Annotated in this window: 16 protein-coding genes and 1 pseudogene; 8 read left to right on the forward strand and 9 right to left on the reverse strand. The window is 62.9% G+C overall.

The features are described from left to right. Positions 1-229: 229 nt before the first annotated feature. The 4 genes and pseudogenes from C0Z16_RS28465 to tssB all read right to left on the reverse strand — a co-directional run bounded on the left by C0Z16_RS28465 (position 230) and on the right by tssB (position 3,738). Positions 230-1,231, reverse strand: a complete 1,002-nt coding sequence (locus C0Z16_RS28465; RefSeq protein WP_102635393.1) for a LysR family transcriptional regulator — start codon at positions 1,229-1,231, stop codon at positions 230-232. 71 nt (positions 1,232-1,302) lie between these two features. After that, the gene (locus C0Z16_RS28470) at positions 1,303-2,145 is read right to left on the reverse strand and encodes an N-formylglutamate amidohydrolase (protein ID WP_102635394.1); all 843 of its coding nucleotides are present in this window, start codon (positions 2,143-2,145) and stop codon (positions 1,303-1,305) included. 365 nt (positions 2,146-2,510) lie between these two features. Further along, positions 2,511-3,140, reverse strand: a pseudogene (locus C0Z16_RS28475) (type VI secretion system contractile sheath domain-containing protein); the annotation flags it as partial. Positions 3,141-3,225: 85 nt separating this feature from the next. Continuing rightward, on the reverse strand, positions 3,226-3,738 hold the full coding sequence (gene tssB / locus C0Z16_RS28480) for a type VI secretion system contractile sheath small subunit (RefSeq protein ID WP_102635395.1): 513 nt from the start codon (positions 3,736-3,738) through the stop codon (positions 3,226-3,228). A 608-nt stretch (positions 3,739-4,346) separates the two neighbouring features. On the opposite strand from tssB, the gene tssK reads away from it, so the two are divergent. The 6 genes from tssK to C0Z16_RS28515 all read left to right on the forward strand — a co-directional run bounded on the left by tssK (position 4,347) and on the right by C0Z16_RS28515 (position 16,371). Further along, complete coding sequence (tssK, locus tag C0Z16_RS28485) at positions 4,347-5,699, forward strand: type VI secretion system baseplate subunit TssK (protein WP_102635396.1); 1,353 nt, start codon at positions 4,347-4,349, stop codon at positions 5,697-5,699. After that, the gene (locus C0Z16_RS28490) at positions 5,696-6,445 is read left to right on the forward strand and encodes a DotU family type IV/VI secretion system protein (RefSeq protein ID WP_407070703.1); all 750 of its coding nucleotides are present in this window, start codon (positions 5,696-5,698) and stop codon (positions 6,443-6,445) included. The genes tssK and C0Z16_RS28490 overlap by 4 nt, the downstream gene beginning before the upstream one ends. An 809-nt stretch (positions 6,446-7,254) precedes the next feature. Further along, positions 7,255-8,091: an IclR family transcriptional regulator gene (locus tag C0Z16_RS28500; protein WP_102635453.1), complete on the forward strand. Its 837-nt coding sequence runs from the start codon at positions 7,255-7,257 to the stop codon at positions 8,089-8,091. Positions 8,092-8,474: 383 nt separating this feature from the next. Next, positions 8,475-9,887, forward strand: coding sequence for an MdtA/MuxA family multidrug efflux RND transporter periplasmic adaptor subunit (locus C0Z16_RS28505; protein WP_102635398.1), 1,413 nt, complete (start codon positions 8,475-8,477; stop codon positions 9,885-9,887). Positions 9,888-9,905: 18 nt separating this feature from the next. Further along, on the forward strand, positions 9,906-13,040 hold the full coding sequence (locus tag C0Z16_RS28510) for an MdtB/MuxB family multidrug efflux RND transporter permease subunit (RefSeq protein WP_102635399.1): 3,135 nt from the start codon (positions 9,906-9,908) through the stop codon (positions 13,038-13,040). A gap of 4 nt (positions 13,041-13,044) precedes the next feature. Next, the gene (locus tag C0Z16_RS28515) at positions 13,045-16,371 is read left to right on the forward strand and encodes an efflux RND transporter permease subunit (protein WP_102635400.1); all 3,327 of its coding nucleotides are present in this window, start codon (positions 13,045-13,047) and stop codon (positions 16,369-16,371) included. Positions 16,372-16,457: 86 nt separating this feature from the next. On the opposite strand, the gene C0Z16_RS28520 is transcribed toward C0Z16_RS28515, so the two are convergent. The 3 genes from C0Z16_RS28520 to C0Z16_RS28530 all read right to left on the reverse strand — a co-directional run bounded on the left by C0Z16_RS28520 (position 16,458) and on the right by C0Z16_RS28530 (position 19,031). After that, complete coding sequence (locus C0Z16_RS28520) at positions 16,458-16,922, reverse strand: hypothetical protein (protein WP_102635401.1); 465 nt, start codon at positions 16,920-16,922, stop codon at positions 16,458-16,460. 23 nt (positions 16,923-16,945) lie between these two features. Further along, positions 16,946-17,509 carry a peroxiredoxin gene (locus tag C0Z16_RS28525; RefSeq protein WP_102635402.1) on the reverse strand — a complete coding sequence of 188 codons (564 nt, stop codon included), beginning with the start codon at positions 17,507-17,509 and terminating at the stop codon, positions 16,946-16,948. Between the two features lie 184 nt (positions 17,510-17,693). Further along, positions 17,694-19,031, reverse strand: coding sequence for an EAL and HDOD domain-containing protein (locus tag C0Z16_RS28530; RefSeq protein WP_102635403.1), 1,338 nt, complete (start codon positions 19,029-19,031; stop codon positions 17,694-17,696). 296 nt (positions 19,032-19,327) lie between these two features. Between C0Z16_RS28530 and C0Z16_RS28535 the strand changes: the two genes are divergently transcribed. After that, positions 19,328-21,142, forward strand: coding sequence for a putative bifunctional diguanylate cyclase/phosphodiesterase (locus tag C0Z16_RS28535; RefSeq protein ID WP_102635404.1), 1,815 nt, complete (start codon positions 19,328-19,330; stop codon positions 21,140-21,142). 91 nt (positions 21,143-21,233) lie between these two features. After that, the gene (locus C0Z16_RS28540) at positions 21,234-22,691 is read left to right on the forward strand and encodes an HDOD domain-containing protein (RefSeq protein ID WP_102635405.1); all 1,458 of its coding nucleotides are present in this window, start codon (positions 21,234-21,236) and stop codon (positions 22,689-22,691) included. Positions 22,692-22,820: 129 nt separating this feature from the next. Here the strand turns inward: C0Z16_RS28540 and C0Z16_RS28545 are convergent, their stop codons facing one another. Next, positions 22,821-24,206: an EAL and HDOD domain-containing protein gene (locus C0Z16_RS28545; RefSeq protein WP_102635406.1), complete on the reverse strand. Its 1,386-nt coding sequence runs from the start codon at positions 24,204-24,206 to the stop codon at positions 22,821-22,823. Between the two features lie 263 nt (positions 24,207-24,469). After that, positions 24,470-25,270 carry an ABC transporter substrate-binding protein gene (locus C0Z16_RS28550; protein WP_102635407.1) on the reverse strand — a complete coding sequence of 267 codons (801 nt, stop codon included), beginning with the start codon at positions 25,268-25,270 and terminating at the stop codon, positions 24,470-24,472. Positions 25,271-25,403: the final 133 nt, after the last annotated feature.

Below are 25,403 nucleotides of genomic sequence, written 5' to 3' on the forward strand. Positions count from 1 at the left end.
TATCAGCAGCGCTTATGCTTTGATTCAGTGGCAGCAATCACTGAACGATCGTTCAGCGAAATTCGATCGACTTACCCCTTCAGGACACGCCGAGCGACATTGCCGTATGGAGGATTGGATTGAGCATGCAGACACGAGAGCGAAGCCCGCAGTGAGCGATGCCACCGGGAGATCTGGAAGCCGAACCTGAGCGAATCGTCAACAGTGGCCAGTAGCGAGACTGCTTCGACTATTGGTCTTCCGGCAGGCAAACATCTTCGGGCTTCAGGGATAGCGCCTTCGCGATGTCGCGCGAGACCTGTCGCTCATAGGCTCGTCGAAGCAGGTCGTATAGGTCCGTAGGGAGGTGACCCAGTTCGTTTTCCCGGTACGCAAGAAAGAAAGAACGGCTAAGGCCTGTATAGGCGCGCCCGTGGTGCGAGAAGGCCGACAGCGGAACAACCCGCAAATCCGGGACATAGTGGCGCGACTGCCAGACACACAGTGGCGTGGTGATTGCAAAGCCAAGGCCCGCAGCGACAAGACTCAGCATCGGATCGGTCGCGTCGAACTCGCACGTCCGCTCGATGTTCTCCGAGTTGGCAGCCAGATAGGCATCGACATGCTGGCCAATGACAGAGCGAGCGCTGTACCGGATGAACTGCAGATGCCGGCTCAGATCAGCAAGGGTCGAGAAATGGTCGACCTCGAAATTCTTTGGCAGGACGACGAAGTAAGGCTCGGAAAAAAGCTTTTGTCTGCGAATACCAGGCGCTTGCGTGAGCCCGGTGGTCGTGACTGCCATGTCGAGCTGGCGCGCTTCGAGCTGACCGTCGAGCGTGGGAGTGATGCCGGACCAAAGGCGGATCTGATGCGATGTACCAGTCAACGCCTTAATGATGATTGGACCGATAGTCGCCGCGAACGAGTCCACGCAACCTAACCGGACAACGACGCGCTTTGCGCGAGTCACGTTGCGTACGCTCTCGACCATCTGGTCCGCGCCCTGCAACAGGACAGTCGCGTGTTCGAAGAGCCGCTGGCCCGCCGCGGTCGGCCGGGCAGGACGCGTCGCACGGTCGAGAAGCGTGGTGTCGAGAATCGTCTCCAACGCCTTGATGCGCTGCGAGACTCCTGCCTGGGAGATGGCGAGCCGATTTGCCGCATCTGAGATGGAACCAGCCTCGACCACCGCCACCCAACTGGCAAGCAGGTCCCAGTCAGGATACTGTTCGGGTACGCTCTCTTTCATGGTCGGCGGCGAGTGACAGCGAAGTCCGGTTAGTCGGCGGGCGGGGACGTGGCATCCCCGGACGCATTGTTTTAGCGCACTTCGGGCGCGAAGCCGACATGAGTGACCTGTCCATTTCTGGGCATCTTTCTCACTGCCGCATCCAGCGCATTCAATGCGTTGCCCAGCGCAGCATCATCGCCCGCCGGGACATGATTGGCGTCCGGCGACTCGCAATCGAGACGCCAGCGGCCAGCAACTTCGACCTCGATCACATGTACGCCGTCCAGAGGCATGCCGTAGTGTTGCGCGGCAAACGCGTCTGCGAGCTTCCCGTTGACTACCCAAGACCGGTTGAATTCCTGCACTGATTTCGTCATGGCGGCCACCAGAGCTCTGTCGCAGGCTGCGCCACGGTTGGTCCCTATATTACATTCTGCAACGCCCGGCTGCTCCCGATACGGCGAAAGCCATGAGCTTGCATGCGACATGAGGAGCAGAACATGGTCGTGCAGGCTACGCAGCCGCAAGAGTTCATTTGAGACTGCCGCATGAAAAGGCTTCCAGTACTCGTCCGCGCGCGCGCTCACGTCCGCCTCGGTCGGCTCGCGCCCTTCCATGTACAGAGCCTCGCCTCGCGAAGTATGGGTTCTGCACAGCCCGGCGCTATTGAGCCTTGACGACAGCGGGCGGCTGTCGAGCGCGACGTTAAAGTCGATGACGCAGGGATGATAGCGGGCGGAAACGCATGTGATGCCCCGTTTCAAGGCGGCACGCTTCAGAATCGCTCCGAACGGGTCCGCCAGACGACCCTCGACCGATACCCACGCTGGATTAACGAGCAACTCCGCCGGAACAGACGTTCCCGTGTGCGGCGTAACAACCAGCAGTGGCGAGTCTCCCTGGAAAATCTGGCCGTAAGACAGGTTCTGCATATTGGTACTCTCAGGTTCTTCGCACTGACCCGCGCCGGATGCGGCATTATTCGCGGGCAGGCGGTATCGGGAGGGCCTATCGACACGTCGCCTCATGTGAACGACGGTACATCAACCGATTCCTGCGCCGCTTTCCCTAAGCTTGGGTTTACCTGTTTATAAGCAGCTCTTACGAACTGCGGGCATTCAGTTCGCAAACTTGTTGTGCGGGAGTAAAAGATAACGGAACGCAATATCGTCGGTGCCAAATTTCGCCGAAATCCCGTCGAAAAAATCTATACTGCGGCGCAGCATTGCGTTCGACGCTTGGCGCACTCGTCCGATACCCACTCGGCTTGACCTTCAACAAGATAGTTCTCGTCTTGCACCTTCGAGACGTTACGCAGCAGCGCCACGTCCTGCGGCGTATTCGCGAACTCGTAGTCGCTGATCATCGCGCTGATCGGCTGGCCGCCCGGCGTGTCGTACTCCTCTATGTAGGTGAGGCGGTACAGGCCGCTCTGGATGATCTCCGGCGTATCCTCGAAGTCGCGCTGCAGTGCCTCCTTCGACACGTCAAGCACTTCGACGCGCGCGTTGCGGCGGAAGTCTGTCCGGCTCACGAGCATCTTGAGACCACGCCAGCGACCTTCGAGCGCCTGAAATTCCGGCGTATGCATCACTGCGTCGAGCTGCCGGCTGATCTGGCGGTCAATCTGGCCGATGTGGAAATCGAGCAGCGACTTGTCGAGCCGGTCGACCGGCTTGCTCGCCTTGCTCACGAGATCCAGGAATGCGCCCATGCCGCGCGCGATACGCTCGTCGGCCGACGCTTCAGAGAGCATGTCGTTGTCGCGGAAGGCCAGGAGCGGTCGCGCTTCGGCGATGGGCTTCAGGTTGATCTTGCTGCACAGGGACGCGTAGACGCTGTCGCTGCTGCTGTCATGATTGCCCTGGCGGGCGTCCAGCACGACGGTCTCGGTCGTGCCGCTTTGCTGCGATTCAGTGGGATTCATTTCATGTCCTGTCTGCGATGCTATCGCTACCTGCATATCTGTCCGGTTATGGAATGCGGTGAAGGCCGACTTGGGCCGACGCCGTTCAGGCATGGCCTTCAGGCTGCGTGGCCGCCGTCGCGATCTGTGCGAGTTCGCCGCGCAGCTTGTCAGAGAGCGGCTTATCCTTCAGAATCTTCTCAAACTCACGGCGGAACGTGCCGTTATCGAGCAGATTCGATTTCAGGTCACGCAGCAGATTGCGCACCGCCAGCAGCGCCTGCATCTCCGGGATCTGACGTGCCACCTGTTCCGGCTCGAAGTCTTTCAGCGAGCGAAACGAGAGGTTCACCGGCAGTTCCGAGCCGTCGCCAGCCAGGGTGTTTTCCGCAGCAACCTTGAGGTCTGGAGCGTAGTCAGCGAGAACAGCATCAAAATTATTCTTGTTGATGTCCGTCTTCTTGCGCTCGGCGAGCGGTGCCTGTTCCTTGCCCGCGCTGAAGTCACCGGCGACGAGCAGCTTTAACGGCAGCTCGACCTTCTTCTGGGCACCGCCCGTATGCAAATCTAACGTGATCGAAACCCGACTTTTCGGAATTTCGCGCTGGAAGCTGTCCATTAGCATTCCTTATTGAACGACGTTCAGGATCCCCGCAGAACTCGCCCGGTGCGATGCGGTGACCTCTTTCGAACGAGCGCACACGCATACGCGTGTTTCGCTCGCGAAGGACTCCTTGTGGTACCCCATAGCGCGGCCTCCATTCATGCGATCATTATTGCCACGCGCTATTAAACAGGTTTACCCGCGCCGAGTCAAAGAATGTCGGCGTTGTGAAATTGACATGGATTGTAAAGACACTGTGATCAGTGTTAATTATCATCAAGTCACTGAAATTTCATATTCGTCCCATATGAATAATTTCATAAATGCAGTATGCGAATACGTGACAGTGTTCACGAAACCCTTGCTGGCATGGGCTCACAAGGTCATGACAATCTCTGACAATCTCTGACAATCTTTCAATCATGGTGGTGGCAGGATGGCAACATAGCCCTATCCATGCATTGAGAATACTGCCTTCACTGGAACGGACAATATCTCAAAAATAATCATCGTCTATTCCAAGTAGTTCGCACGCTTAACTACTCGCGACTGTATACGGATCACGAGTCACGCGTATAGAATCGCCACTCACCATAATCCAAGATAACGGCACAATCACACCCATGCGGATCGATAAACCGCTCTTTCACGAAGGGCTGATCCTGACGCAACAGCACTTCCAGCAGCTGGGCCGAAACGTCGACTTCACGTTGAACCAGATCGCTGCCGCCTGCGTCGCCGAGCCGTGGGGCACGCAGGGCGCCGATATCGACGAGGAAGTGCTTGCGGCTGGGCGCCTGAAGCTCACCCGACTGAAGCTGCGTTTCCCGGACGGCACACTGATCGACTCCACGGTGACCGATGCGTTGCCGCCTGCACGTGATCTGACGCAGGGACTGCCGGCTGATGTGCAGAGCGTGGTCGTGCTGGCCGCCCTGCCGCTGTTCAATGCCACGGCCAGCAACTGCCGGTTCGACGAAGCGACGCTGGCGCGGCCGCGGCGCTCATACCGGGAGTTCATCAAGGTCATTGACCTCAACGGTACCGGCGAGGCCGAGATTGCCGCCGAACGTCATGCGGTGCGACTGCTGTTCGACTTCGAGTCGCATGCCGACGACACGGTGTGTGCGATTGCCCGGTTGACGCGTACCACGAGCGGGCAGTTTCAGGTCGACCACCGGTACGTGCCGCCGTGCCTGACGCTGGGCGCTCATGCGCTGCACGTCGAACGGATCAATCGTCTTGCCGACATCCTGCAGGCGAAGAGCGCGGCGCTGGGTTCGCGTAGAAGCGAACGGATCGAGCAGGTTGCCGAATACGGCGTGGCCGACGTGCAGCTGTTCTGGCTGCTCCACTGCATCCATACGGTCTGGCCGCAACTGCGGTTCTTCTCGACGCATCCTGGCCAGCCTCCCGAGCGGCTGTACTCGACGCTTGGCCAGCTTGCGAGCGTCCTTATGACGTTCTCGACCGGCTCGCAGCTCGGCGACATTCCGGCGTATGACCACGCACGTGCCGATGAAGTATTCGCCAGGCTCGAGACGCAGATCCGTGATCTGCTCGATGCGATCATTCCGTCGCGTGTGGTGTCGATCGGGCTCACGCACAGGCATCCGACGACATGGGCGGGCCAGTTCCTCGACGAGCGCATCGTAGCGAGTTCCGCCGACTGGTACCTGTCGGTCCACGCCGCGTCGCCTGCATTGGAACTCGTCGAGCAGTTGCCGAGGCTCTGCAAGATCGGTGCGCCGGACGATATCGGGCACATCGTCAATTCGGCGCTCCCCGGCATTCCACTCAAGGCCGTGCAGCGTGTGCCGGCTGCCATTCCGGTGCGGCTGGACAACCAGTACTTCGCGCTCGACGCGAGCGATCCCGCACACGCGCGGATGCTGGCCGCCCGCGCCTGCCAGATCTACCTGCCGACGTCGGTACCCGAGGCGTCGCTTGAACTTTACGCGGTGTTGCGCTCATGAGCACCCTGACGAACACGCTCACCCCTGCCCGCGACGAACCCGCCCTGATGGGCGGATTCGCCTCTGCGAACCGTACTTGCGCCGGTGGTATCCGGGACCTGTTGCGCGACACGGCCCTGCTCGTGACGCGATTGTCCGAGGGCGGCCACACGGAAGACCCCGGCACCCTGCGTCAACGTTGCAAGCAGCTGATGGAGGGTTTCTCAACCGCGCTCGATCAGCGCGGTTTTGCCGCGGACGTCCGCGAAGACGCAGAGGTTGCCCAATGCGGCCTGCTCGATGAGGCGGTGTTGCGCCACCTGAACGCAACGAACCGGACGGTTTGGGACGCACAGCCGCTGCAGGTCGAGCGCTTCGGCGAACACGACGCGGGCGAGCGCGTGTTCATTCGGCTTGAGCAACGGATGCGCGAAACGTCGCCGAACGTCGCCCTGCTCGAATGCTACGCGGCGGTCCTCGGGATGGGGTTCATGGGCCGCTACGCGCGTGAAGGCGAAGCCAGGCGTTCCGTGCTGATCGCCGCACTCAATACGCAACTCGAAAAACTGCGCCCGGTCGCTGCGCGCCCTTTCTTTGCCGATCGAGCCGGCAGGCGGTTCTCGGACTGGTTGTATCGCCTCTCGCCCTGGGCGATTGCCGGCCTCCCGTGCGTGGCGGCCGCGGTGATCTGGTTGATATGGGCACAGGTGCTCGATGCGCAGATTGCGCACCTCGTACCAGCTGTACCGACGGCGCGGCGGCCGTGAAGTCCGATCTGCACGAACCGTCCGGGCCGGCGCTCGGGGACGCGAGCCGCACACTGGACCCCGGGTCGGGTCAGATGCGGGGCCAGGCGCAGAGCCGCGCGCTGGAGGGCCTGGGTTACCCGTTCCGTGCCACCGTGACACTGATGGCCGCGCTCGCGCTGGCCGTTATCTGCCTGGTGTTGCCTGTCCCCCAGGGGGGCCTCCTTGGGAGGGTTGGACAGGGTCTCGAATGGACGCTCACTGTCCCCATCGTCCTTTCCTGGCTCGTATTGATCTGGCTGCGCACCCGTCAGCTCTCACGCGCGCGAACAGAACGTACACGTCCTGACTGCGCTTGGCGCCGCGACGCTTTGGCGCAAACTGTGTTGTGTGCTCATAAAAAAAAGGCGTCACGTTTCCGTGACGCCTTAAAAAGTTCTAGCCATTCCGAGGGCCGTGCTAGAACCTGAGAGACGGTATTTCGAAAGTTCGGCGAACGACGGAGCGTGCTATGCGGTGCGGAGCACGAACTGTGGCGATGGACCGGGAATACACTCGACCGGACACCGCGCTGGAGGCGGCAGCTCACACCGTGCAAATATAAAAGCTGATACCGTCTTTCGAAATGAGGTTCCATTTTTTACGGTTATGCTGACTAAGTCAAGCAAAATCTAAACAGCTTCGGCGCGTTGCGGAAAATTATTCCGATACAATGAATAATAGGACGAAATTCGCGCCACAGCCGCCGCCCGGGCGGCCTCTCACGCCGGAGGCAGCGCGGTCCCGCCGGGGCGGTGAGTAAGTAAACTGAAATGTTGTTCCAAAATCACATGAACGCACGAACGCGATCAAAAAACGCCGCCGACCCCGTCAAAGAGAAGGACGGCCCCGGCGACGAGGTCACCGCGCTGGCACGTGGTCTGACGGTGCTCCGCTCGATTGCGGCCGCGGACGCCCCGCTCAGCAACCGCGAACTCACCGAACTCACCGGCATTCCCAAGCCCACCGTCTCGCGCATCACCGCAACCCTCGTCGGCACCGGCTTTCTGTTCCGGTTGCCAGACAGCGAGCGCTTTGTGTTGACGTCGTCGGTGCTTGAACTGAGCAACGGCTTTCTGCGCAACTTCGATATTCGGGCGCGCGCCCGCCCGTTTCTGATCGAACTCGCCGAGCGCACGCGGCTTTCGGTGCATCTCGCCGTGCGCGACCGCCTCGATATGGTCGTCATCGACGTCATCCGGCCGCGTTCGGCGGTGCTCGTGTCGCGCCTCGAGGTCGGCGCGCGGATGAACCTGAGCCGTACCGCCATCGGCCGCGCCTATCTGGTCGCGCTCGATAAACCGGACCGCGAAAAACTGCTGACCGGCTTGCAGGCGGCCGAAGGCGATGACTGGGGCAATGTCGGCGGCCGGCTGGAAACAGCCTTGCAGGAGACGATCGAGCGCGGCTTCGCAATCGCCACCGGCGAATGGCATGACGGCCTGAATGCGATCGCGCTCGGCTTCACCGGACCGTCCGGCGAACGTTATGCGGTCAACTGCGGCGGCTCCGCCGACCAATGCCCGCGCGATTGGCTCGTTAGCCGCGCCGGGCCGGAGCTGCTCGACTGCGTCGCGCGAATCGTGCTGGAAATCGGTGGTACGCCGGGGCGCCGCCTCGATAACTGACGCGCTGCGGGCTCGCCGCGGTCAAGCGCCCACATCGAGCGCTAACAATCTCCCTACGTCCTGTAACCGGCGTAATCAAAAGAAAAATACGCGGGTGGACTGTTACAGAGGCCTCGACGTAGGATCATGCATTCCTGTCGCGGGGCGCCCGCGCGGCCTGGCGTCAAGCCGTTCGACATGGCCTGCCGCGGTCGGACCGATGGGTCCTGGCGGCGCACCGCGCGAACATCCTCGTCCGCGTCTCGGGTAGCATTCGCGCTGAACGCGCGTGGCGCACCCGCTGTCGAAACCGCCTGTCGTGCCAGTCGCACGGTAAGCGCCACGCGTCGATGCGGCACAATCGCGCGAACGCCTCACATCCAAGCCAGTCACTGACCGAACCGATGGACGAACAACAACAGCATTCGGAAACCTCACGCCCCGCCGCTCCGGCTTCCCCCACGCGCCGCAGCGGCACGCCAGGCCTTCCGCCGGAGAACTCACCCGGCGCGGTCAGAAGCCATCGCGGCCGTAACATCGCGTTGATCGTCGTCGCGCTGGTCATTCTCGGCTTCGTGCTGTGGCGCTGGCATCCGTGGGGCTCGCCAGGCGGCGCCGGCGCGGCGTCGGGCGCAAGCGCCGCGCATAGCGGCCGGCCCGGCCGCGGCGGTCCTGGCGGCATGGCCAACATGCCGCAACCGGTTCATGTGGCGACCGCGACGCAAGGCGAAATGCCGGTCGTGCTGACTGCGCTCGGCACGGTGACGCCGCTCGCGAGCGTGACCGTGTTGCCGCAGTTGAGCGGCACGCTTCAAGACGTGTATTTCAAGGAAGGCCAGATGGTCAAGAAGGGCGACCTGCTGGCCCAGATCGATCCGCGCCCCTATCAGATCTCGCTCGACAACGCGCAAGGCACGCTCGCCCGCGACGAAGCGCTGCTGCAGACCGCGCGTCTCGACCTCAAGCGTTATCAGACGCTGCTCTCGCAAGACTCGATTGCGAGCCAGCAGGTCGATACGCAGGCATCGCTCGTGCGCCAATATGAAGGCACCGTGAAGTCCGACAAGGCCAACGTCGATACGTACAAGCTCGACCTCGTCTACGCGCGCATCACGGCGCCGGTGTCGGGACGCGTCGGGCTGCGCCAGGTCGATCCGGGCAACTATGTGACGCCGAGCCTGACCAACGGCATCGTCGTGATTACGCAGTTGCAGCCGATCAGCGTGATCTTCACCACGTCGGAAGACAATCTGCAGCAGATTATCGAGCAGACGCAAGGCGGCGCGAAGCTCTCCGTCACGGCCTACGACCGCAGCAACACCACATCGCTCGAAGGCGGCGCGCTGGAGACGCTCGACAACCAGATCGACACCACTACCGGCACCGTCAAGCTGCGCGCGATCTTCCAGAACAGCAAGAGCCTGCTGTTCCCGAATCAGTTCGTGAATACGCGCTTGCTCGTCAATACGATCAAGGACGCGGTGATCGTGCCGACCTCCGCCGTGCTCAACGGCTCGATGGGTCAGTTCGTATACGTCGTCAAACCCGATAACAGCGTGACCGTACGCCCCGTGAAGATCGGTCCCGTGGATGGCGAGCGCACCAGCATCAAGTCGGGCCTGCAAGTGGGCGAGCGCGTTGTGATCGACGGTTCGGACCGCCTCAAAGAAGGCGCGAAAATCACCATTCCGGCCGACAAACCACGCGGCGCAAGCGGGGCCCGCGGTTCAAGCAGTGCAAGCGGCGCGGCGGCGGCCTCGGGTGCATCGGGCGCGCGCGCGCATCACGGCAAGCACGCGGCGCAAGCCTCGCAATAAAGGCACGGCACTTACCGCATGAATCCATCCCGCGCCTTTATTCTGCGTCCCGTCGGCACCGCGCTGCTGATGGCAGCGATCATGCTGGTCGGCCTCGTCGCGCTGCGCTTTTTGCCGCTGTCCGCGCTGCCCGAAGTCGACTATCCGACGATCCAGGTGCAGACGTTCTATCCAGGCGCGAGCCCGGACGTGATGACCTCGTCCGTCACCGCGCCGCTCGAGCGCCAGTTCGGACAGATGCCGTCGCTGAATCAGATGTCGTCGCAAAGCTCGGCCGGCTCGTCGATCATCACGCTGCAGTTCAGTCTGGATCTGCCGCTCGATATCGCCGAGCAGGAAGTGCAGGCCGCGATCAACGCGGCGGGCAATCTGCTGCCGTCGGACCTGCCCGCCCCGCCGATCTACGCAAAGGTGAACCCTGCCGACGCGCCGATCATCACGCTCGCCATTACGTCAAAAACACTGCCGCTCACGCAGGTTCAGGATCTCGCCGACACGCGTCTCGCGCAGAAGATCTCGCAGGTCGGGGGCGTGGGTCTGGTGAGCCTGTCGGGCGGCCAGCGTCCGGCCGTGCGGATCCAGGCGAACCCGCGCGCGCTCGCCGCATACGGCCTGAATCTGGACGATCTGCGCACCACGATCTCGAACCTGAACGTCAATACGCCCAAGGGCAACTTCGACGGCCCCACACGCAACTACACGATCAACGCGAACGACCAGCTGACCGACGCCGACGCGTACAGGAGCGCGGTGGTCGCGTACAAGAGCGGCCGCGCGGTGATGCTGACCGACGTCGCCACCATCGTGCAGGGCGCGGAAAACACCAAGCTCGGCGCATGGGTCGACGGCACGCCCGCGATCATCCTGAACGTGCAGCGCCAGCCCGGCGCGAACGTGATTCAGGTCGTGGACAGCATCAAGAAACTGCTGCCGCAGTTGCAGCAGGCGCTGCCCGCCGCGCTCGACGTGCAGATCGTCACTGACCGCACCACCACGATCCGCGCTTCCGTGCGGGACGTGCAGTTCGAACTGGCAATGTCGGTCGTGCTCGTCGTGCTCGTCATGTACCTGTTCCTCGCCAATATTTACGCGACGATCATTCCGAGCCTGTCCGTGCCGCTCTCGTTGATCGGCACGCTCGCCGTGATGTATCTGTGCGGCTTCTCGCTGGATAACTTGTCGCTAATGGCGCTGACGATCGCGACCGGCTTCGTGGTCGACGACGCGATCGTGATGATCGAGAACATCGCGCGCTATGTCGAAGAAGGTGAAGCGCCGCTCGAAGCCGCGCTAAAAGGTTCGAAGCAGATCGGCTTCACGATCATTTCGCTGACCGTTTCGCTGATCGCCGTGCTGATTCCGCTGCTCTTCATGGGCGACGTGGTCGGCCGCCTGTTCCATGAATTCGCGATCACGCTCGCCGTGACCATCGTGATCTCGGCAATCGTGTCGCTCACACTCGTGCCAATGATGTGCGCGAAGCTGCTGCGCCACACGCCGCCGCACGACAGCCACCGCTTCGAGGCACGCGCACACCGCGCCATCGACTGGGTGATCGCCCGTTACGCGGTCGCGCTCACGTGGGTGCTGAACCGGCAGCGCTCCACGCTTGTCGTCGCGGTGCTGACGCTCGTGCTGACGGCGCTGCTGTATGTGTTCATTCCGAAGGGCTTCTTTCCGGTGCAGGATACCGGTGTGATCCAGGCCATCACACAGGCGCCGCAGTCGGTGTCGTATGCGTCGATGGCCGAGCGCCAGCAGGAGTTGGCCGCTCAGATTCTCAAGAACCCTGACGTGGAAAGCCTGACCTCGTTCATCGGCGTGGACGGCAGCAATATCACGCTTAACAGCGGCCGCATGCTGATCAATCTCAAGCCGCGCGACGACCGCAGCAATACGGCGAGCGAAGTCATCCGGCAGCTGCAAGGTGACGTCGCGCATATTGCCGGCGCATCGCTGTACATGCAGCCGGTGCAGGATCTGACGATCGATTCGACCGTGAGCCCCACGCAGTACCAGTTCATGCTGACCGACCCGAACATGAGCGAATTCACGACGTGGGTGCCGAAGCTCATCGAACGGTTGAAGCAGTCGCCGGAACTCGCGGATATCGCCACCGACCTGCAGGACAACGGCCAGTCGGTCTACGTCGAGATCGACCGCGCCACTGCGTCGCGTTACGGCATCACGCCGGCCACCGTCGACAGTGCGCTGTACGACGCGTTCGGCCAGCGCATCGTCTCGACCATCTTCACGCAATCGAACCAGTATCGCGTGATTCTGGAAGCGCAGCCGTCGATGCAGCACTACACCGAGTCGCTGAATTCCATCTATCTGCCCTCTTCCACTTCGTCGGGCGGCCAGGTGCCGCTCTCGGCAATCGCGAAGTTCATCGAGAAGCCCGCGCCGCTGCTCGTCACGCACCTGAGCCAGTTCCCCGCGACCACCGTGTCGTTCAACCTGGCGCCGGGTTCGTCGCTCGGCGCGGCCGTCAAGGCGATCGAGCAGGCGGAAAAGGACATCGGCTTGCCGGCGTCGTTCCAGACGCGCTATCAGGGCGCGGCGCTGGCGTTCCAGGCGTCGCTGTCGAATGAACTGTTTCTGATTCTCGCGGCCATCGTCACCATGTATATCGTGCTCGGCGTCCTGTACGAAAGCTTCATTCACCCGATCACGATTCTGTCGACGCTGCCGTCCGCGGGGGTCGGCGCATTGCTCGCGTTGCTCATTACCGGCCACGATCTCGACATCATCGGGATTATCGGCATCGTGCTGCTGATCGGCATCGTGAAGAAGAACGCGATCATGATGATCGACTTCGCGCTCTACGCCGAACGCGAGGAAGGCAAGGCGCCGCGCGAAGCGATTTACCAGGCGTGCCTGCTGCGCTTCCGGCCGATCCTGATGACTACGCTCGCCGCGCTGCTCGGCGCGCTGCCGCTGATGCTGGGCACTGGCGCCGGTTCGGAATTGCGCCGGCCGCTGGGTATCGCGATTGCCGGCGGTCTGATCGTGAGCCAGTTGCTGACGCTCTTCACCACGCCGGTCATCTATCTCGCGTTCGATTCATTGGCCCGCCGCACGCGTGAGCGCTTTAACCGCGGCGGTCCGTCCGCGGGCGCGACGCCACCGGCCACGGATGCAGGGAGCTGATGCGATGAACCTGTCGCGTCCGTTTATTTCGCGCCCGGTCGCGACTACGCTGCTGGCGATCGGCATCGCGTTGTCCGGCATTTTTGCGTTCACGAAGCTGCCGGTCGCGCCGCTGCCGCAAGTCGATTTCCCAACCATTTCGATCCAGGCGTCGTTGCCGGGCGCGAGCCCGAACACGGTGGCGACCAGCGTGGCCAGCCCGCTCGAACGGCATCTGGGCTCGATTGCGGACGTCACCGAAATGACGTCGATGAGTTCGGTCGGCTCCACGCGCATCACGATGCAGTTCGGCCTGAACCGCAATATCGACGGCGCGGCGCGCGATGTGCAAGCGGCGATCAACGCCGCGCGCGCCGATCTGCCGGCGAGCCTGCGCAGCAATCCGACGTATCACAAGGTCAATCCGGCCGATGCGCCGATCATGATTCTGGCGCTCACGTCGGATACGCTCACCGCCGGCCAGCTCTACGACTCCGCGGCCACAGTGTTGCAGCAGTCGCTGTCGCAAGTGGAGGGTGTCGGGGAAGTGGACGTGAGCGGTTCGGCCAACCCGGCTGTGCGCGTCGAACTCGAACCGCAGGCGCTGTTCCACTACGGCATCGGTCTCGAGGACGTGCGCGCGGCGCTCGCCGCGGCCAACGCGAACAGTCCCAAGGGCTCCATCGAATTCGGCCCGAACCGCGTGCAGATTTATACGAACGACCAGGCGAGCAAGGCGTCGCAGTATCGCGACCTCGTGATCGCGTATCGCAACGGCTCGGCGGTGAAGCTGTCGGACGTGGCCGAAGTCGTCGATTCGGTGGAAGACCTGCGCAATCTCGGCCTTTTCAACGGCAAGCGTTCGGTGCTCGTGATTCTGTACCGCCAACCGGGCGCGAACATCATCGAGACCGTGGACCGCGTCACGGCCATGCTGCCGCAACTGCATGCGTCGCTGCCCGCCGACGTCGACATCTCGCCCACCTCAGATCGCTCCGTCACGATCCGCTCGTCGCTGAAAGACACAGAGTACACGCTGATGATCGCGGTGGCGCTCGTCGTGATGGTCGTGTTCCTGTTCCTGCGCAACTGGCGCGCCACGCTGATTCCGAGCGTGGCCGTCCCGATCTCGATCATCGGCACGTTCGGCGCAATGTATCTGCTCGGCTTCTCGATCGACAACCTGTCGCTGATGGCCTTGACGATCGCGACCGGCTTCGTGGTCGACGACGCCATCGTAGTGCTGGAGAACATTTCGCGGCATATCGAGAACGGCGTGCCGCGCATGAAGGCCGCGTTTCTCGGCGCGCGCGAAGTCGGCTTCACGGTGATGTCGATCAGTATTTCGCTCGTCGCCGTGTTCCTGCCGATTCTGCTGATGGGCGGCATCGTCGGCCGGCTGTTCCGTGAGTTCGCGCTGACATTGTCGCTTGCCATCGGCGTGTCGTTGATCGTCTCGCTCACGCTCACGCCGATGATGTGCTCACGCCTTCTGCGCGAGCCGCACGAACAAAAAGAGGAAGGCCGTTTCGGACGCTGGCTGGAACGCGGCTTCATGTCGATGCAGCGCGGCTACGAACGCACGCTCGGCTGGGCGCTGCTGCATCCGCGCCTGATCCTCGCGATTCTGCTGGCGACCATCGGTCTCAATATCTGGCTGTATATCATCGTGCCGAAAGGCTTCTTTCCGCAGCAGGACACGGGGCGGCTCGTCGGTGGCATTCAGGCCGATCAGAGCACCTCGTTTCAGGCCATGAAAGGCAAATTCGCGCAGATGATGGACATTGTCGGCAAGAATCCGGCGGTCGACAGCGTGGTCGGCTTCACGGGCGGACGGCAAACCAACTCGGGCTTCATGTTCGTCTCGCTCAAGCCGAAGAGCGAGCGCAAGCTTTCCGCCGATCAGGTGATCCAGCAACTGCGCGCGCCGCTTGGCGACGTCGCCGGCGCGCGCACTTTCCTGCAATCGGTGCAGGACATTCGCGTGGGCGGGCGGCAATCGAATGCGCAATACCAGTTCACGCTGCTCGCCGATTCCACGCCCGATCTGTATCTGTGGGGACCGAAGTTGACCGAGGCGCTGCAGGCGCGCCACGAATTGACCGACGTGAACTCCGACCAGCAGCAAGGCGGCCTCGAATCAATGGTGACGATCGACCGCGCGAGCGCGGCGCGCCTCGGCATCAAGCCCGCGCAGATCGACAACACGCTGTACGACGCGTTCGGCCAGCGCCAGGTGTCGACCATTTACAACCCGTTGAATCAGTATCACGTTGTGATGGAAGTCGCGCCGAAGTACTGGCAGAGCCCGGACATGCTGAAGCAGATCTACATCAGCACGTCGGGCGGCAGCGCGAGCGGCGCGCAGACCACCAACGCGCCGGCGGGCACCGTGACGAGGTCGAGCGCGTCTTCGTCAACGCCGTCCTCCACGAGCGCTTCGTCGGGCGGCACGGCGGGCACCACCGCATCGAGCGCGGCGACGATTGCCGCCGATTCGGCCCGCAACCAGGCGATCAACTCGATTGCGACGAGTGGCAAGTCGAGCGCTTCATCGGGCGCGGCGGTGTCGACGTCGAAGGAAACCATGGTGCCGCTGTCGGCCATTGCGAGCTTCGGGCCCGGCAACACACCGTTGTCGGTGAATCATCAGAGCCAGTTCGTGGCTTCGACGATCTCGTTCAATCTGCCGCCGGGCGTGTCTTTATCCACGGCGACGCAGGCGATCTACGAGACGATGGCGCAGATCGGCATGCCGGCGACGATCCACGGCAGTTTCCAGGGCACGGCCCAGGCGTTCCAGCAATCCATGTCGGACCAGCCGATCCTGATTCTGGCCGCGCTGGCCGCCGTCTATATCGTGCTCGGCATCCTGTACGAAAGCTATATTCACCCGCTGACCATTCTGTCGACGCTGCCCTCGGCGGGCGTCGGTGCGTTGCTGGCCTTGCTGCTGTTCAAGACGGAGTTCAGCATCATCGCGCTGATCGGCGTGATTCTGCTGATCGGTATCGTGAAGAAAAACGCGATCATGATGGTGGACTTCGCGATCGAAGCGTCGCGGCAAGGCCGGTCGTCGCGCGATGCGATTCACGAGGCATGCCTGCTGCGTTTCCGTCCGATCATGATGACCACGTTCGCCGCGATGCTCGGCGCGTTGCCGCTCGCGTTCGGACGCGGCGAAGGCGCGGAGTTGCGCGCGCCGCTCGGCATTGCGATTGTCGGCGGTCTGATTGTGAGCCAGATGCTGACCTTGTACACGACACCGGTGGTTTATCTTTATATGGACCGGATTCGCGTGCGATGGGAGTCGAGAAAGGCTCGTAGAACCGGCATTGCTCCATCTGCGTGATGGCGCTGCGTCGTGCATCCGCGGCGCACTGCTGATCAAAGAATCAGAGCCCGCCGCGCAATGTCAGGTCGCCGGTGCACGCGGCCTCAAAGGTTCTGCTCCATCGCCAGCAGAAAAATCCGCTGCCATTGCCTTGCCTGCCGCGCATTGTGCATAGGCAACAGCCACACGCCGCGTGCGGCGTCTTTGACCTTGAGCGCGACCTGCCATTGCGCCTCTCGACGCTGCACGTCGGCGCCAAGCAAATCGGCAAAAATATACGCGCCCTGCTCTGCGCCAAGACGAATCTCACATAGACGCTTGCCCGACGCGAGCCGCACCGAGCCCCAACTGCCGTCGAGCTGATGCGTCCAGTCGCCTTCGCGAAGGTTCGGCGCCACCTCTTTGCGGCGGCGCCACCAGTAAGCAACAGCGGCAATCAGCAGCAACGCGGCCAGCACCGCGACGCCGACGGCCACCGCCATGCCGAAAGCTGCCTGCAGCGCATCGAACACGCGCACCGCCCCGTACACCAGCGCGATCAGCGCCAACAGTCCAACCAGAATCGGCATTGCGAGCTCTCGACAAAAAATCCCTAAGGCTGCTTATGCGCCGCGGCCCAATTCTTCACGGCCTTCAAGGTGTTCTCGACGTGCTTCTCCGGTGAAAGGCTCGTGTACTCGTAGATGATCTTGCCGTCCGGCGCGATCACGTACGACACGCGATTGGCCATCGAACTATGCATCGGGAAACCGGCGTCGTATGCGCCGATGACCTTCGACTCCGCGTCCGCCGCAACGGGGAATTTACTGCGGCACTCGCTTACGGAGAACTTCGTCAACGTGGCGATGTTGTCGTGCGAGACACCAATCACACTTGCGCCGTATTTCTTGTACTCGTCCACCGCTTCGGCGAATTCATGTGCTTCGATCGTGCAGCCCTTCGTGAAAGCCGCCGGATAGAAGTACAGCACGACCGGCCCTTTCTTCAGCTCGTCGGCAAGCGAATACGTGTACGTCTTGCCGCCAAGCGATGCTTGCGCGGTGAACTGCGGAGCCGCATCGCCGGGCTTGAGCGTCGCGCAAGCCGTCAACGAATACGCTGCAAGCGCCACCGAGACGGCAGCCGCCAGCGCCGCCGGTATGAGTTTTCTCTTCATCTGCTGATCCTTTGAGCGTCGATACGCACGGTTGCCGACACGAGTCCACGGCCGCGCTGCCCGGCCCGCATGAAGCGGCATCGAGTGACATCATGCGGGATCGAGCGGCGGCCTCACGCTCTATTGGACCACGTACCCGGCAAATACGTGCGGACGCGTCGCAGGATGCAAACGTTGTCGGCGATCAGGCGGCCGCTTCCTCGACATGCGCGCCGAACCACGCTGCCGCGGACAGGTTGAGCTCGGCCAGCACCTCCGGCGTCAGCGCGGCGAAACCGGGCGGCGCATCGGGACCGATCGCGATCGATGCCGCGTCCGCGCCCTCGCCGGCCGCCTCCGCGATGCGCAACAACGTCCCGAGCGGCCCGGAGCGCGAGACGATTGCCTCGCGAATCTGCGGCGCGAGGCCGAGCTTTTCGAGCACGGCCTTCGGCGTGCTGCCCAGCAGCACGTGCACCAGAGAAAAGATTCCGGTCATGAATGCGGCATCGGTGAATTCGTCGTCGGCGGGACGCATCCAGCCTGCCGCCAGTTCCATGAAGCGCGAGCGGGTGCCGGCCAGTTGCACGAGCGGATCGGCGCGCCACGGCAGATCGCCGCTGTCCGCGTAAAGCAGCAGTTGCGCCCAGCGCGCAATCTGCCGCGTGCCTGTGGCGATGATCGCCTCGCGCAACGACGCGATGTTGCGCCCCAGACCGAACGCGCTGGAGTTCACGAGGCGCAGCAATTGCACGACCACGCTCGGATTCAGCTTCAGTTCGGCTTCGAGTTCGATAATGCCCGCATCGCGCGACAGCAGCGCGAGCAGACGCAGCAACGCGGGGCGCGGCGAGCGGTTGCGCGGCGCGGCCAGCACCTGCGGGCGCGCGAAAAAGTATCCCTGGAACAGATCGAAGCCGAGTTCGCGAGCGAGCGCGAAGTCCTCGCGCGTCTCGATTTTTTCGGCGATCAGCGTCTTGCCGTGGCCGCGCATGGCCGCGGCGAGTTCCGCGAGATGCGCACGCCCGGTTTGCAGGAAGTCGATCTTGACGATGTCCGCATGCGGCAGCATGGCGAGCAGTTCGTCCGAGAGTTCGGTCACGTCGTCGAGCGCGACCTGGAAACCGGTGCGGCGCAGCTCGGTCAGCCGGCGTGCGAGTTGCGCGTCGAACTTCACGGTTTCGAGGATTTCGAGCACGAAGCGCTCAGGCGGCATCACGTGGACGATGTCGTCGAAGAGCATCGCCCGGTCGATATTGACGAAGCCGCGATGCTGCCCAAGTACGGCGGGCACACCGATCCCGCCGAGCGCGCGCGCCACCACCTGCGCCGTCGCCTGAGCGTCGTCGGTGACTTCGGCATAGTTGTGCGCGCCGGCTCGAAACAGCAATTCGTACGCGTTGAGCGCACCCTCGCGATCGAGGATCGGCTGCCGGCCCAGGTAGACGAACTGCGCGGCGGACGCCGGGTCGGCATCCTCGCCGGATGAGTCGCGCACCTCGATGCGCCGGCCGGCGGCCCGGACCAAATGAAGTTCAGACATGTATCATCGGTGCAGCTTTCGAAGAGTTGCGCGGCAGCGGCGCACCGTCACCGCACAAGGGGTTTGCCGTATTAACGGACAACGGGCAGTCGCACTTTAACCGAATCGGCCGGAACCCGGCGCCAAGGCGCGCCGTCTTCCCTTACAGGATCTTTTTCTTGCGCGCCGGCTAAAGATTTCGGAGCGCAGGTCGTTATCTTGTTCTGATGGGGCGGCCTGATACCTTCCGACCGCTTTCACCAGGCGAATAGCAAGCCGCTCCGCCTGCAGACGAATACAGGTTGCCAGCGACAAACATGGAAGCGAACAGGATCACCGCGCCCCGCCGGGGCTCCTTGCGCACGGTCGTGAGCCGGCTTCTTGCACGCGGCCGGCGCGCGGACGACAAGGTGCAAACGGGCCCCGCCCGCACGCCGCAACTGGAGCAGGTGGTCGGCGCCGTCGACCTGCTGGCGCACGTGGATAGCGAACTGCGCTTTATCTATGTGTCCGACGCCAGCCTGCGCTTCATCGGCTATCACCGCGAGTATCTCGAGACGATCACGCTGCATGAACTGGTGGCGCAGGCCGACGTAGCGCGCCTCGACGCGCTGCTCGCCCGCGCGTCGGCTTCGGGCAATGTCGAGAAAGCCACGCTCGGGCTCATCAAGTCGCTGACCTACCCGATCACTGTCGAGTTGCGCGTGGTGCGCAACAGCCATCACGGCGTCGAAGGCTATGCGATCGCCGGCTTCGACGTGTCCGCCTGGCGCGCCAGCGAGGAGCGCCTTATCCAGGCGCTGCATCTGGACCGCCTGACCAACCTCGCCAATCAATCCGCGCTGATTCCCGCGGTGCTCGAGGCTCAACGGCAGGCCGACGCGCATGGCACGCCGGCCGCGCTGCTGCTGCTCGACATCGACGATTATCAGCGTGTGAACCGCGCGCTCGGCTACGACGCCGGCGATGAAATGCTGCGCGACACGGCGCGGCGTCTGCTCAACATGACGAGCCCGACCGAGACCGTGGCGCGCGTGGCAAGCGACGAGTTCGCGATTCTCGTGAAGCCCGCCGCCAACCGCACCGACGCGGCCGCCGCCGCCGAGGCGCTGGCGCGGCGTCTGTTGACCGCGATCCAGCAGCCCTATGTATTCAGCGGCCAGCAGGTGCATCTGTCGGCGAGCATCGGCATTGCGCTCTATCCGGACGTGCGCCATGCCAACGACACCGCCGCGCACGACACGCATCTGCTTCGCTGGGCCGACCACGCGTTGTTGCAAGCCAAGGCGGCCGGCGGCAACACGCTGGCGTTCTATGTGCCCGACGATAATCCCGCCGACGCGGAGCGCCTGAAGCTGGAGGCGGATCTCTACGACGGGGTTCGCAACGGCGAGTTCTCGCTGCACTTCCAGCCAATCACGAGCAGCCGCACGCACGGGGTGGTCGGGGTCGAGGCGTTGATCCGCTGGCTGCATCCGGTGCATGGCCTCGTGCCGCCGTCGATGTTCATTCCGCTCGCGGAGTCGATCGGCCTCATCAACTTTCTCGGCAACTGGGTGTTGAAGGTCGCCTGCATGCAGTTGATCCAGTGGGACGCGAAGGGCATTTCGCTGCAATACGTCGCGGTCAATGTGTCGCCGCAGCAGTTCCGCGATCCGCGTTTCAAGGACGCCGTGCGCGAAGCGATCAACCTGACTGGCATCGACCCGCGGCGTCTCGTGTTCGAGATCACCGAAAGCCTGCTGATGCACGACCCGGCGCACGCCAAGGTGTTGCTGGAGGACCTGACGGCGATGGGCATCCGCTTCGCCGTCGACGATTTCGGCACCGGCTATTCGAGCCTGGCTTACCTGCAACGGTTTCCCCTTGCAAAGCTCAAGATCGACAGGAGTTTTGTCGAGAATCTGCTAACCTCCCGAAACGATCAGGCGATCGTCAGCGCGGTGGTCGGCCTCGCCCAGACCCTCGACCTCGAACTGGTTGCCGAGGGCGTTGAAACGGAAGCGCAGCGCACCGTGCTCACCGAGATGGGATGCGACCACATACAGGGATGGCTCGTCTGCAAGGCGTTGCCCTCCGACGAACTGGCGCAGCGTTTCGAAGCGCGCTCGCTTCATCTGCACAGCGCATAGCGGTGCGGGTCAAGCGCTTACGCAGCGACACAAGCCGGCTTCATGCCGGCGTGGCATTCATTGGAACATGTATGGCTTTTGCGGGACTCACATGGTAAAGGCGGCGGTGCTCGACCGGCTCTGGACGCGAATGAGCGAGCGCGGCGATTTCCCCATGCTGTCGCAATCGTTGCGCACCACCATGACGGCGATGAACAACGACGACCTCGACTTCACCGGCCTCGTGCAGGTGGTGCTCTCGGACTTCGCGCTGACGCAAAAGGTGCTGCGGCTCGCGAACTCGGCCATGTATATGGCGTTCGGCGGCAACATCACCACGGTATCGCGCGCGCTGATGGTGCTCGGCATGGACGCCGTCGGCCATCTCGTCGTCGGCCTGAAAATCGTCGATCACTTTCATCACAGCGCGCCGCGCCGCATCGACGCGAAGCTCGAACTGAATCGCACGCTGCTGTCGGGATGCGTTGCGCGCAAGCTGACCGAACGCGGCGATCTGCGTGCCGGCGAGGAAGCCGTGGTCTGCACGCTGATGCGGCAGATCGGCAAGCTGCTGGTGGTGTTCTATCTCGACGCCGAATGGGATCAGATACGCCGGCACATCGAAACCGGCACGCTGGAAGCGGAGGCGTGCGTGCTGGTCCTCGGCGTGACCTTCGACGAAATCGGCGCGGAAGCCGCAGTGCGCTGGCGCCTGCCCGACATGATCCGCTCGGGCATGGGCGAGTTCGATCCGCAGGACACCGAGCAGCCACGCCAGGTGCAGTGGCTGCGCGCCATCACCAATTACTCGACGGCGGTCGCGGACGTTCTCACGCAGCAGAACGTGCCCGACTTCGAGCGCGAGGAACGCATCGCGGAACTCGCGCAGGAATATAGCCGCGCGCTCAACACCGATCCGGAAGTGCTGCTCGCGATGAGCGTCGCACTGGCCCGCGAGGAAGGCGGCGACGGCGTGATGCGCGAGATAGTCGAGTTGCGCGCGAACGCCGATGCAATGGCGCGTGAGGCGCTAGACCCGGAAGCGCGCATCGCGGCGGGCGTCGAAGATCTGCGCGCCCTGCCCGACAGCAGCTCGCTCACGCCGGCGCTCGGCATGGCCTCGGAAACCGTGCTCGCGGCGCTCGGCTTCGCGCGGACGGTGGTGTTCGTCAAGCACAGCAACGGCACCTTCCGCGCGCGCCTGGGGCTCGGCCCGAAGATCGATGCGGCGCTCCCGAAGCTCACATTCAGCTCGGCCTTCGAGCCTGACGTGTTTCATCTTGCCATCGCAAACTCGGTGGGCATCTTCATAGAAAACGCGCGCGAGCCGAAGATGGTGGCGCGGCTGCCCGAATGGTTCCGCCGTTCATTCGACGACGCCCGCGCCTTCGTGCTGCTACCAGTCGTGGATGAGACCGACCAGACTGTTGCACTGCTTTACGGCGACTGGTCGCATACTCAGGAGCCACGCCGCATCTCCCAGAAAGAGATGAGCGTGCTGAATGAACTGGCCAGGGAGTTAGGCCGTTTTTTCGGCCTGGGGCAGATGCGGGAAATGGAGACGATGTAAAGACGTGGCGTGATCGTTGATCACGGTGCGTGAGTTTCCAGTTTTTGTATTTGCCCGACGCCTGATTGTAGACGCCAGATTCGCGATGCCGGCCCGCACAGCATGCCGGCATTCTGTCGATTCGCGGCGTCAATCCTCGATTCTTTCCAACCCTTCCGCGCTGCGGTCCGCCACGCCTGCCCAGGCGCCCGCCGCGAGTCCCATCTGGGCGAGCTCTTCCACCGTCAACGGCGCAAGCTGTACGCAGAGCGCGGCAAGCTCGTCCCACGCGCCGTTTTCCAGCGCTTCGACGGTGCTCAGCAACAAACCGAGCACGCCCTCGCGTTGCAGAATCGCCGCCTGGATCGGACGCGACAGCGTCAGCACATTCAACGTGCTTTCGAGCGAGCCGCCGAACACCGCGTCGACGAAAGAAAACACGCCGGTCAGAAACGCCGCGTCGGCTTCGTCGCGGCCGGCTTCGGGCAAGCGTTCGATCGCCAGTTCCATGAAACGCGCGCGAGTGGCCGCGAGTTGCAGCAAGGGATCGTCCTCGAGCGCGACCTTGCGGCCGTCCGCGTAAAGCAGTAACTGCGTCCAGCGCGCGATGCGGTCGGTGCCCGTTGCGTTGATCGCGTCGCGTAGCGTCGTCACCTTATGACCGACCGCGAGCCCGCTCGAATTCGCGAGCTTCATCAGATGCATGACCAGCACCGGATTGAGCTTCAGTTCGGCTTCGAGCTGCGCGACTGTTGGATCGCCCGCCAGCAATTGCAGTAGATTCAGCAGCGCATGGCGCGGCGCGCTCACGCGGCGCGTCGTCGAGGTCTGCGCACGCGCGAAGAAATAGCCCTGGAAGCGGTCGAAGCCGAGCTCTTGCGCCGTTTCAAAATCGGCCTGAGCATCGAGCCCGGATGCGATCAACAGCTTGCCCGCCGACTTGAGCACGCTCGTCAGCTTGGGTAGCAGCGCGGCGGGCGCACGCATGAGATCGATCTTGATGGCTTCTGCGTACGGCAGCAGCTTCGCGAAGGTCTCGTTGGGCTGGGTCACGTCATCGAGCACGAAACGATAACGCCGGCCATGCAGCTGGATGATGCGGGCGATCAGTTCCTCGTCGACTGCCATGTTCGGCGACAGCTCGAACAGGAAGCGCTCGGCGGGCAACCGCTGGATCGCGTCGTCGAACAGCATTTCGCGGCTCGTGTCGACATAGGCCGGGTGCCCCGTCAGCGCGCCGCGCACATTGCCCTCTATCAGTCCGCGGATGATCGCGCTCGCGGCGCGCTGCGCGGGCGTGGGCGCGCGGCCTGGCCTGTCGCCGCTCGCCTGTTCCTCTTCCTCTGGAATGTCTGCAATGTCGGGGTCGGCATCGGACAGCGCCTCTGCCAGCAATTCCGGCGCGCGCACCTTCACTTCGTAACCGCACAGCATGCCGTCCCGATTGAGGATGGGCTGCCGCGCGAAGCTGGCATTCAATTGCGCCTCGTCCGTGGCGCCGGTACGGCTCCGATTTTCGACTGCGATGGTGCTCATTCTGGTCCCCCGCGAGGCGCCGCCCCGGCGCTTGCTGCTGTCTTGTGGTTATCGCTGCACGGATGCGCGCGGCCTGGCTTTGTCGTCGTCGACCGCGGCGTCTGGCGATTTTAGCGCAGGCCGTCTGGTCCGGGCATGTCCAGAAAACAATATCAGCAAATAATTGGCGAGCATTCGGACCGATGAAGCGTCGAACCGCCTGAAATGCAAAAACGGCCGCAACTAGCGGCCGTTCCTGCTCTCAGGCACCGCCCTGCAACGCCCTACTTCAGCACCACCTTTACGTCGAAATATCTGGCCGCGAAGCGGTCGATCGTGCCGTCCGCCTTCAGCTCTTTCAGCGCCTGGTTCAACGCGTCCTTCAACGCCTTGTCGCCCTTGCGGACGCCGAAGCCCACGCCCGCGCCGAGCAGTTTCTCATCGGAGACCGCCGGACCGGCGAACTCGAAGCCCGCGCCTTGCGGCTTCTTCAAAAAGCCCTTCGACGCCGCTTCGGCGTCCTGAAACGATGCATCGAGACGTCCCGATGCGAGGTCGGCGTAAATCTGATCCTGCGTCTGATACGGCACGACGTCGACACCGGCCGGCGCCCAGCGAGCCTTTGCGTACGTTTCCTGAATCGTGCCTTGCAGCACGCCGACGTGCTTGCCCTTCAACGAAGCCGGCGTGGGCTGCAAGCCGCTGCCCTTCTTCGCGATCATCTGATTCGGGATCGTGTAAATCGGATCGGTAAACTCGATCGCCTGACGGCGCTGGTCCGTGATCGTCATGTCCGAGTTGATCGCGTTGAACTTGCGCGCCTGCAACGCGGGAATCAGACCGTCGAACGAATTCTCGACCCACACGCACTTCGCCTTCAGCTTCGCGCACACAGCATTGCCGACGTCGATATCGAAACCTTGCAACTCGCCCGACGGCGACTTCGATTCGAACGGCGCATACGATGCTTCGACGCCGAAGCGCACTTCGTTGATCTCCGCTGCCACCGCGGAGCGTGCCGTTACTGTTATTGCTGCCGTCGCGAACAGCGCGAGCGCAGCCATGTTTCGCCAATTCATCTTCATTTCAGGTGTTCCTCTACGGTATTGAATAAGACGGAGCCGAATCCGGAGAGGCATGATTGCCGCGCCAAAATTGCGATTCAAACTCGTGCGGCCGATGTGGTGCAGCGCAGCAGCCGCGAGGCGGGGATTGTAC

Origin of the sequence: Paraburkholderia rhynchosiae, from assembly GCF_002879865.1 — a bacterium.
In the GTDB taxonomy this organism is placed as follows: Bacteria; Pseudomonadota; Gammaproteobacteria; order Burkholderiales; family Burkholderiaceae; genus Paraburkholderia; species Paraburkholderia rhynchosiae.

Excerpts from the sequence above, each read along its gene's own strand:
- C0Z16_RS28465 (WP_102635393.1), bottom strand. The coding sequence starts at position 1,231 with ATGAAAGAGAGCGTACCCGAACAGTATCCTGACTGGGACCTGCTTGCC.
- C0Z16_RS28470 (WP_102635394.1), bottom strand. The coding sequence starts at position 2,145 with ATGCAGAACCTGTCTTACGGCCAGATTTTCCAGGGAGACTCGCCACTG.
- tssB (WP_102635395.1), bottom strand. The coding sequence starts at position 3,738 with ATGGACAGCTTCCAGCGCGAAATTCCGAAAAGTCGGGTTTCGATCACG.
- tssK (WP_102635396.1), top strand. The coding sequence starts at position 4,347 with ATGCGGATCGATAAACCGCTCTTTCACGAAGGGCTGATCCTGACGCAA.
- C0Z16_RS28490 (WP_407070703.1), top strand. The coding sequence starts at position 5,696 with ATGAGCACCCTGACGAACACGCTCACCCCTGCCCGCGACGAACCCGCC.
- C0Z16_RS28500 (WP_102635453.1), top strand. The coding sequence starts at position 7,255 with ATGAACGCACGAACGCGATCAAAAAACGCCGCCGACCCCGTCAAAGAG.
- C0Z16_RS28505 (WP_102635398.1), top strand. The coding sequence starts at position 8,475 with ATGGACGAACAACAACAGCATTCGGAAACCTCACGCCCCGCCGCTCCG.
- C0Z16_RS28510 (WP_102635399.1), top strand. The coding sequence starts at position 9,906 with ATGAATCCATCCCGCGCCTTTATTCTGCGTCCCGTCGGCACCGCGCTG.
- C0Z16_RS28515 (WP_102635400.1), top strand. The coding sequence starts at position 13,045 with ATGAACCTGTCGCGTCCGTTTATTTCGCGCCCGGTCGCGACTACGCTG.
- C0Z16_RS28520 (WP_102635401.1), bottom strand. The coding sequence starts at position 16,922 with ATGCCGATTCTGGTTGGACTGTTGGCGCTGATCGCGCTGGTGTACGGG.
- C0Z16_RS28525 (WP_102635402.1), bottom strand. The coding sequence starts at position 17,509 with ATGAAGAGAAAACTCATACCGGCGGCGCTGGCGGCTGCCGTCTCGGTG.
- C0Z16_RS28530 (WP_102635403.1), bottom strand. The coding sequence starts at position 19,031 with ATGTCTGAACTTCATTTGGTCCGGGCCGCCGGCCGGCGCATCGAGGTG.
- C0Z16_RS28535 (WP_102635404.1), top strand. The coding sequence starts at position 19,328 with ATGGAAGCGAACAGGATCACCGCGCCCCGCCGGGGCTCCTTGCGCACG.
- C0Z16_RS28540 (WP_102635405.1), top strand. The coding sequence starts at position 21,234 with ATGGTAAAGGCGGCGGTGCTCGACCGGCTCTGGACGCGAATGAGCGAG.
- C0Z16_RS28545 (WP_102635406.1), bottom strand. The coding sequence starts at position 24,206 with ATGAGCACCATCGCAGTCGAAAATCGGAGCCGTACCGGCGCCACGGAC.
- C0Z16_RS28550 (WP_102635407.1), bottom strand. The coding sequence starts at position 25,270 with ATGAAGATGAATTGGCGAAACATGGCTGCGCTCGCGCTGTTCGCGACG.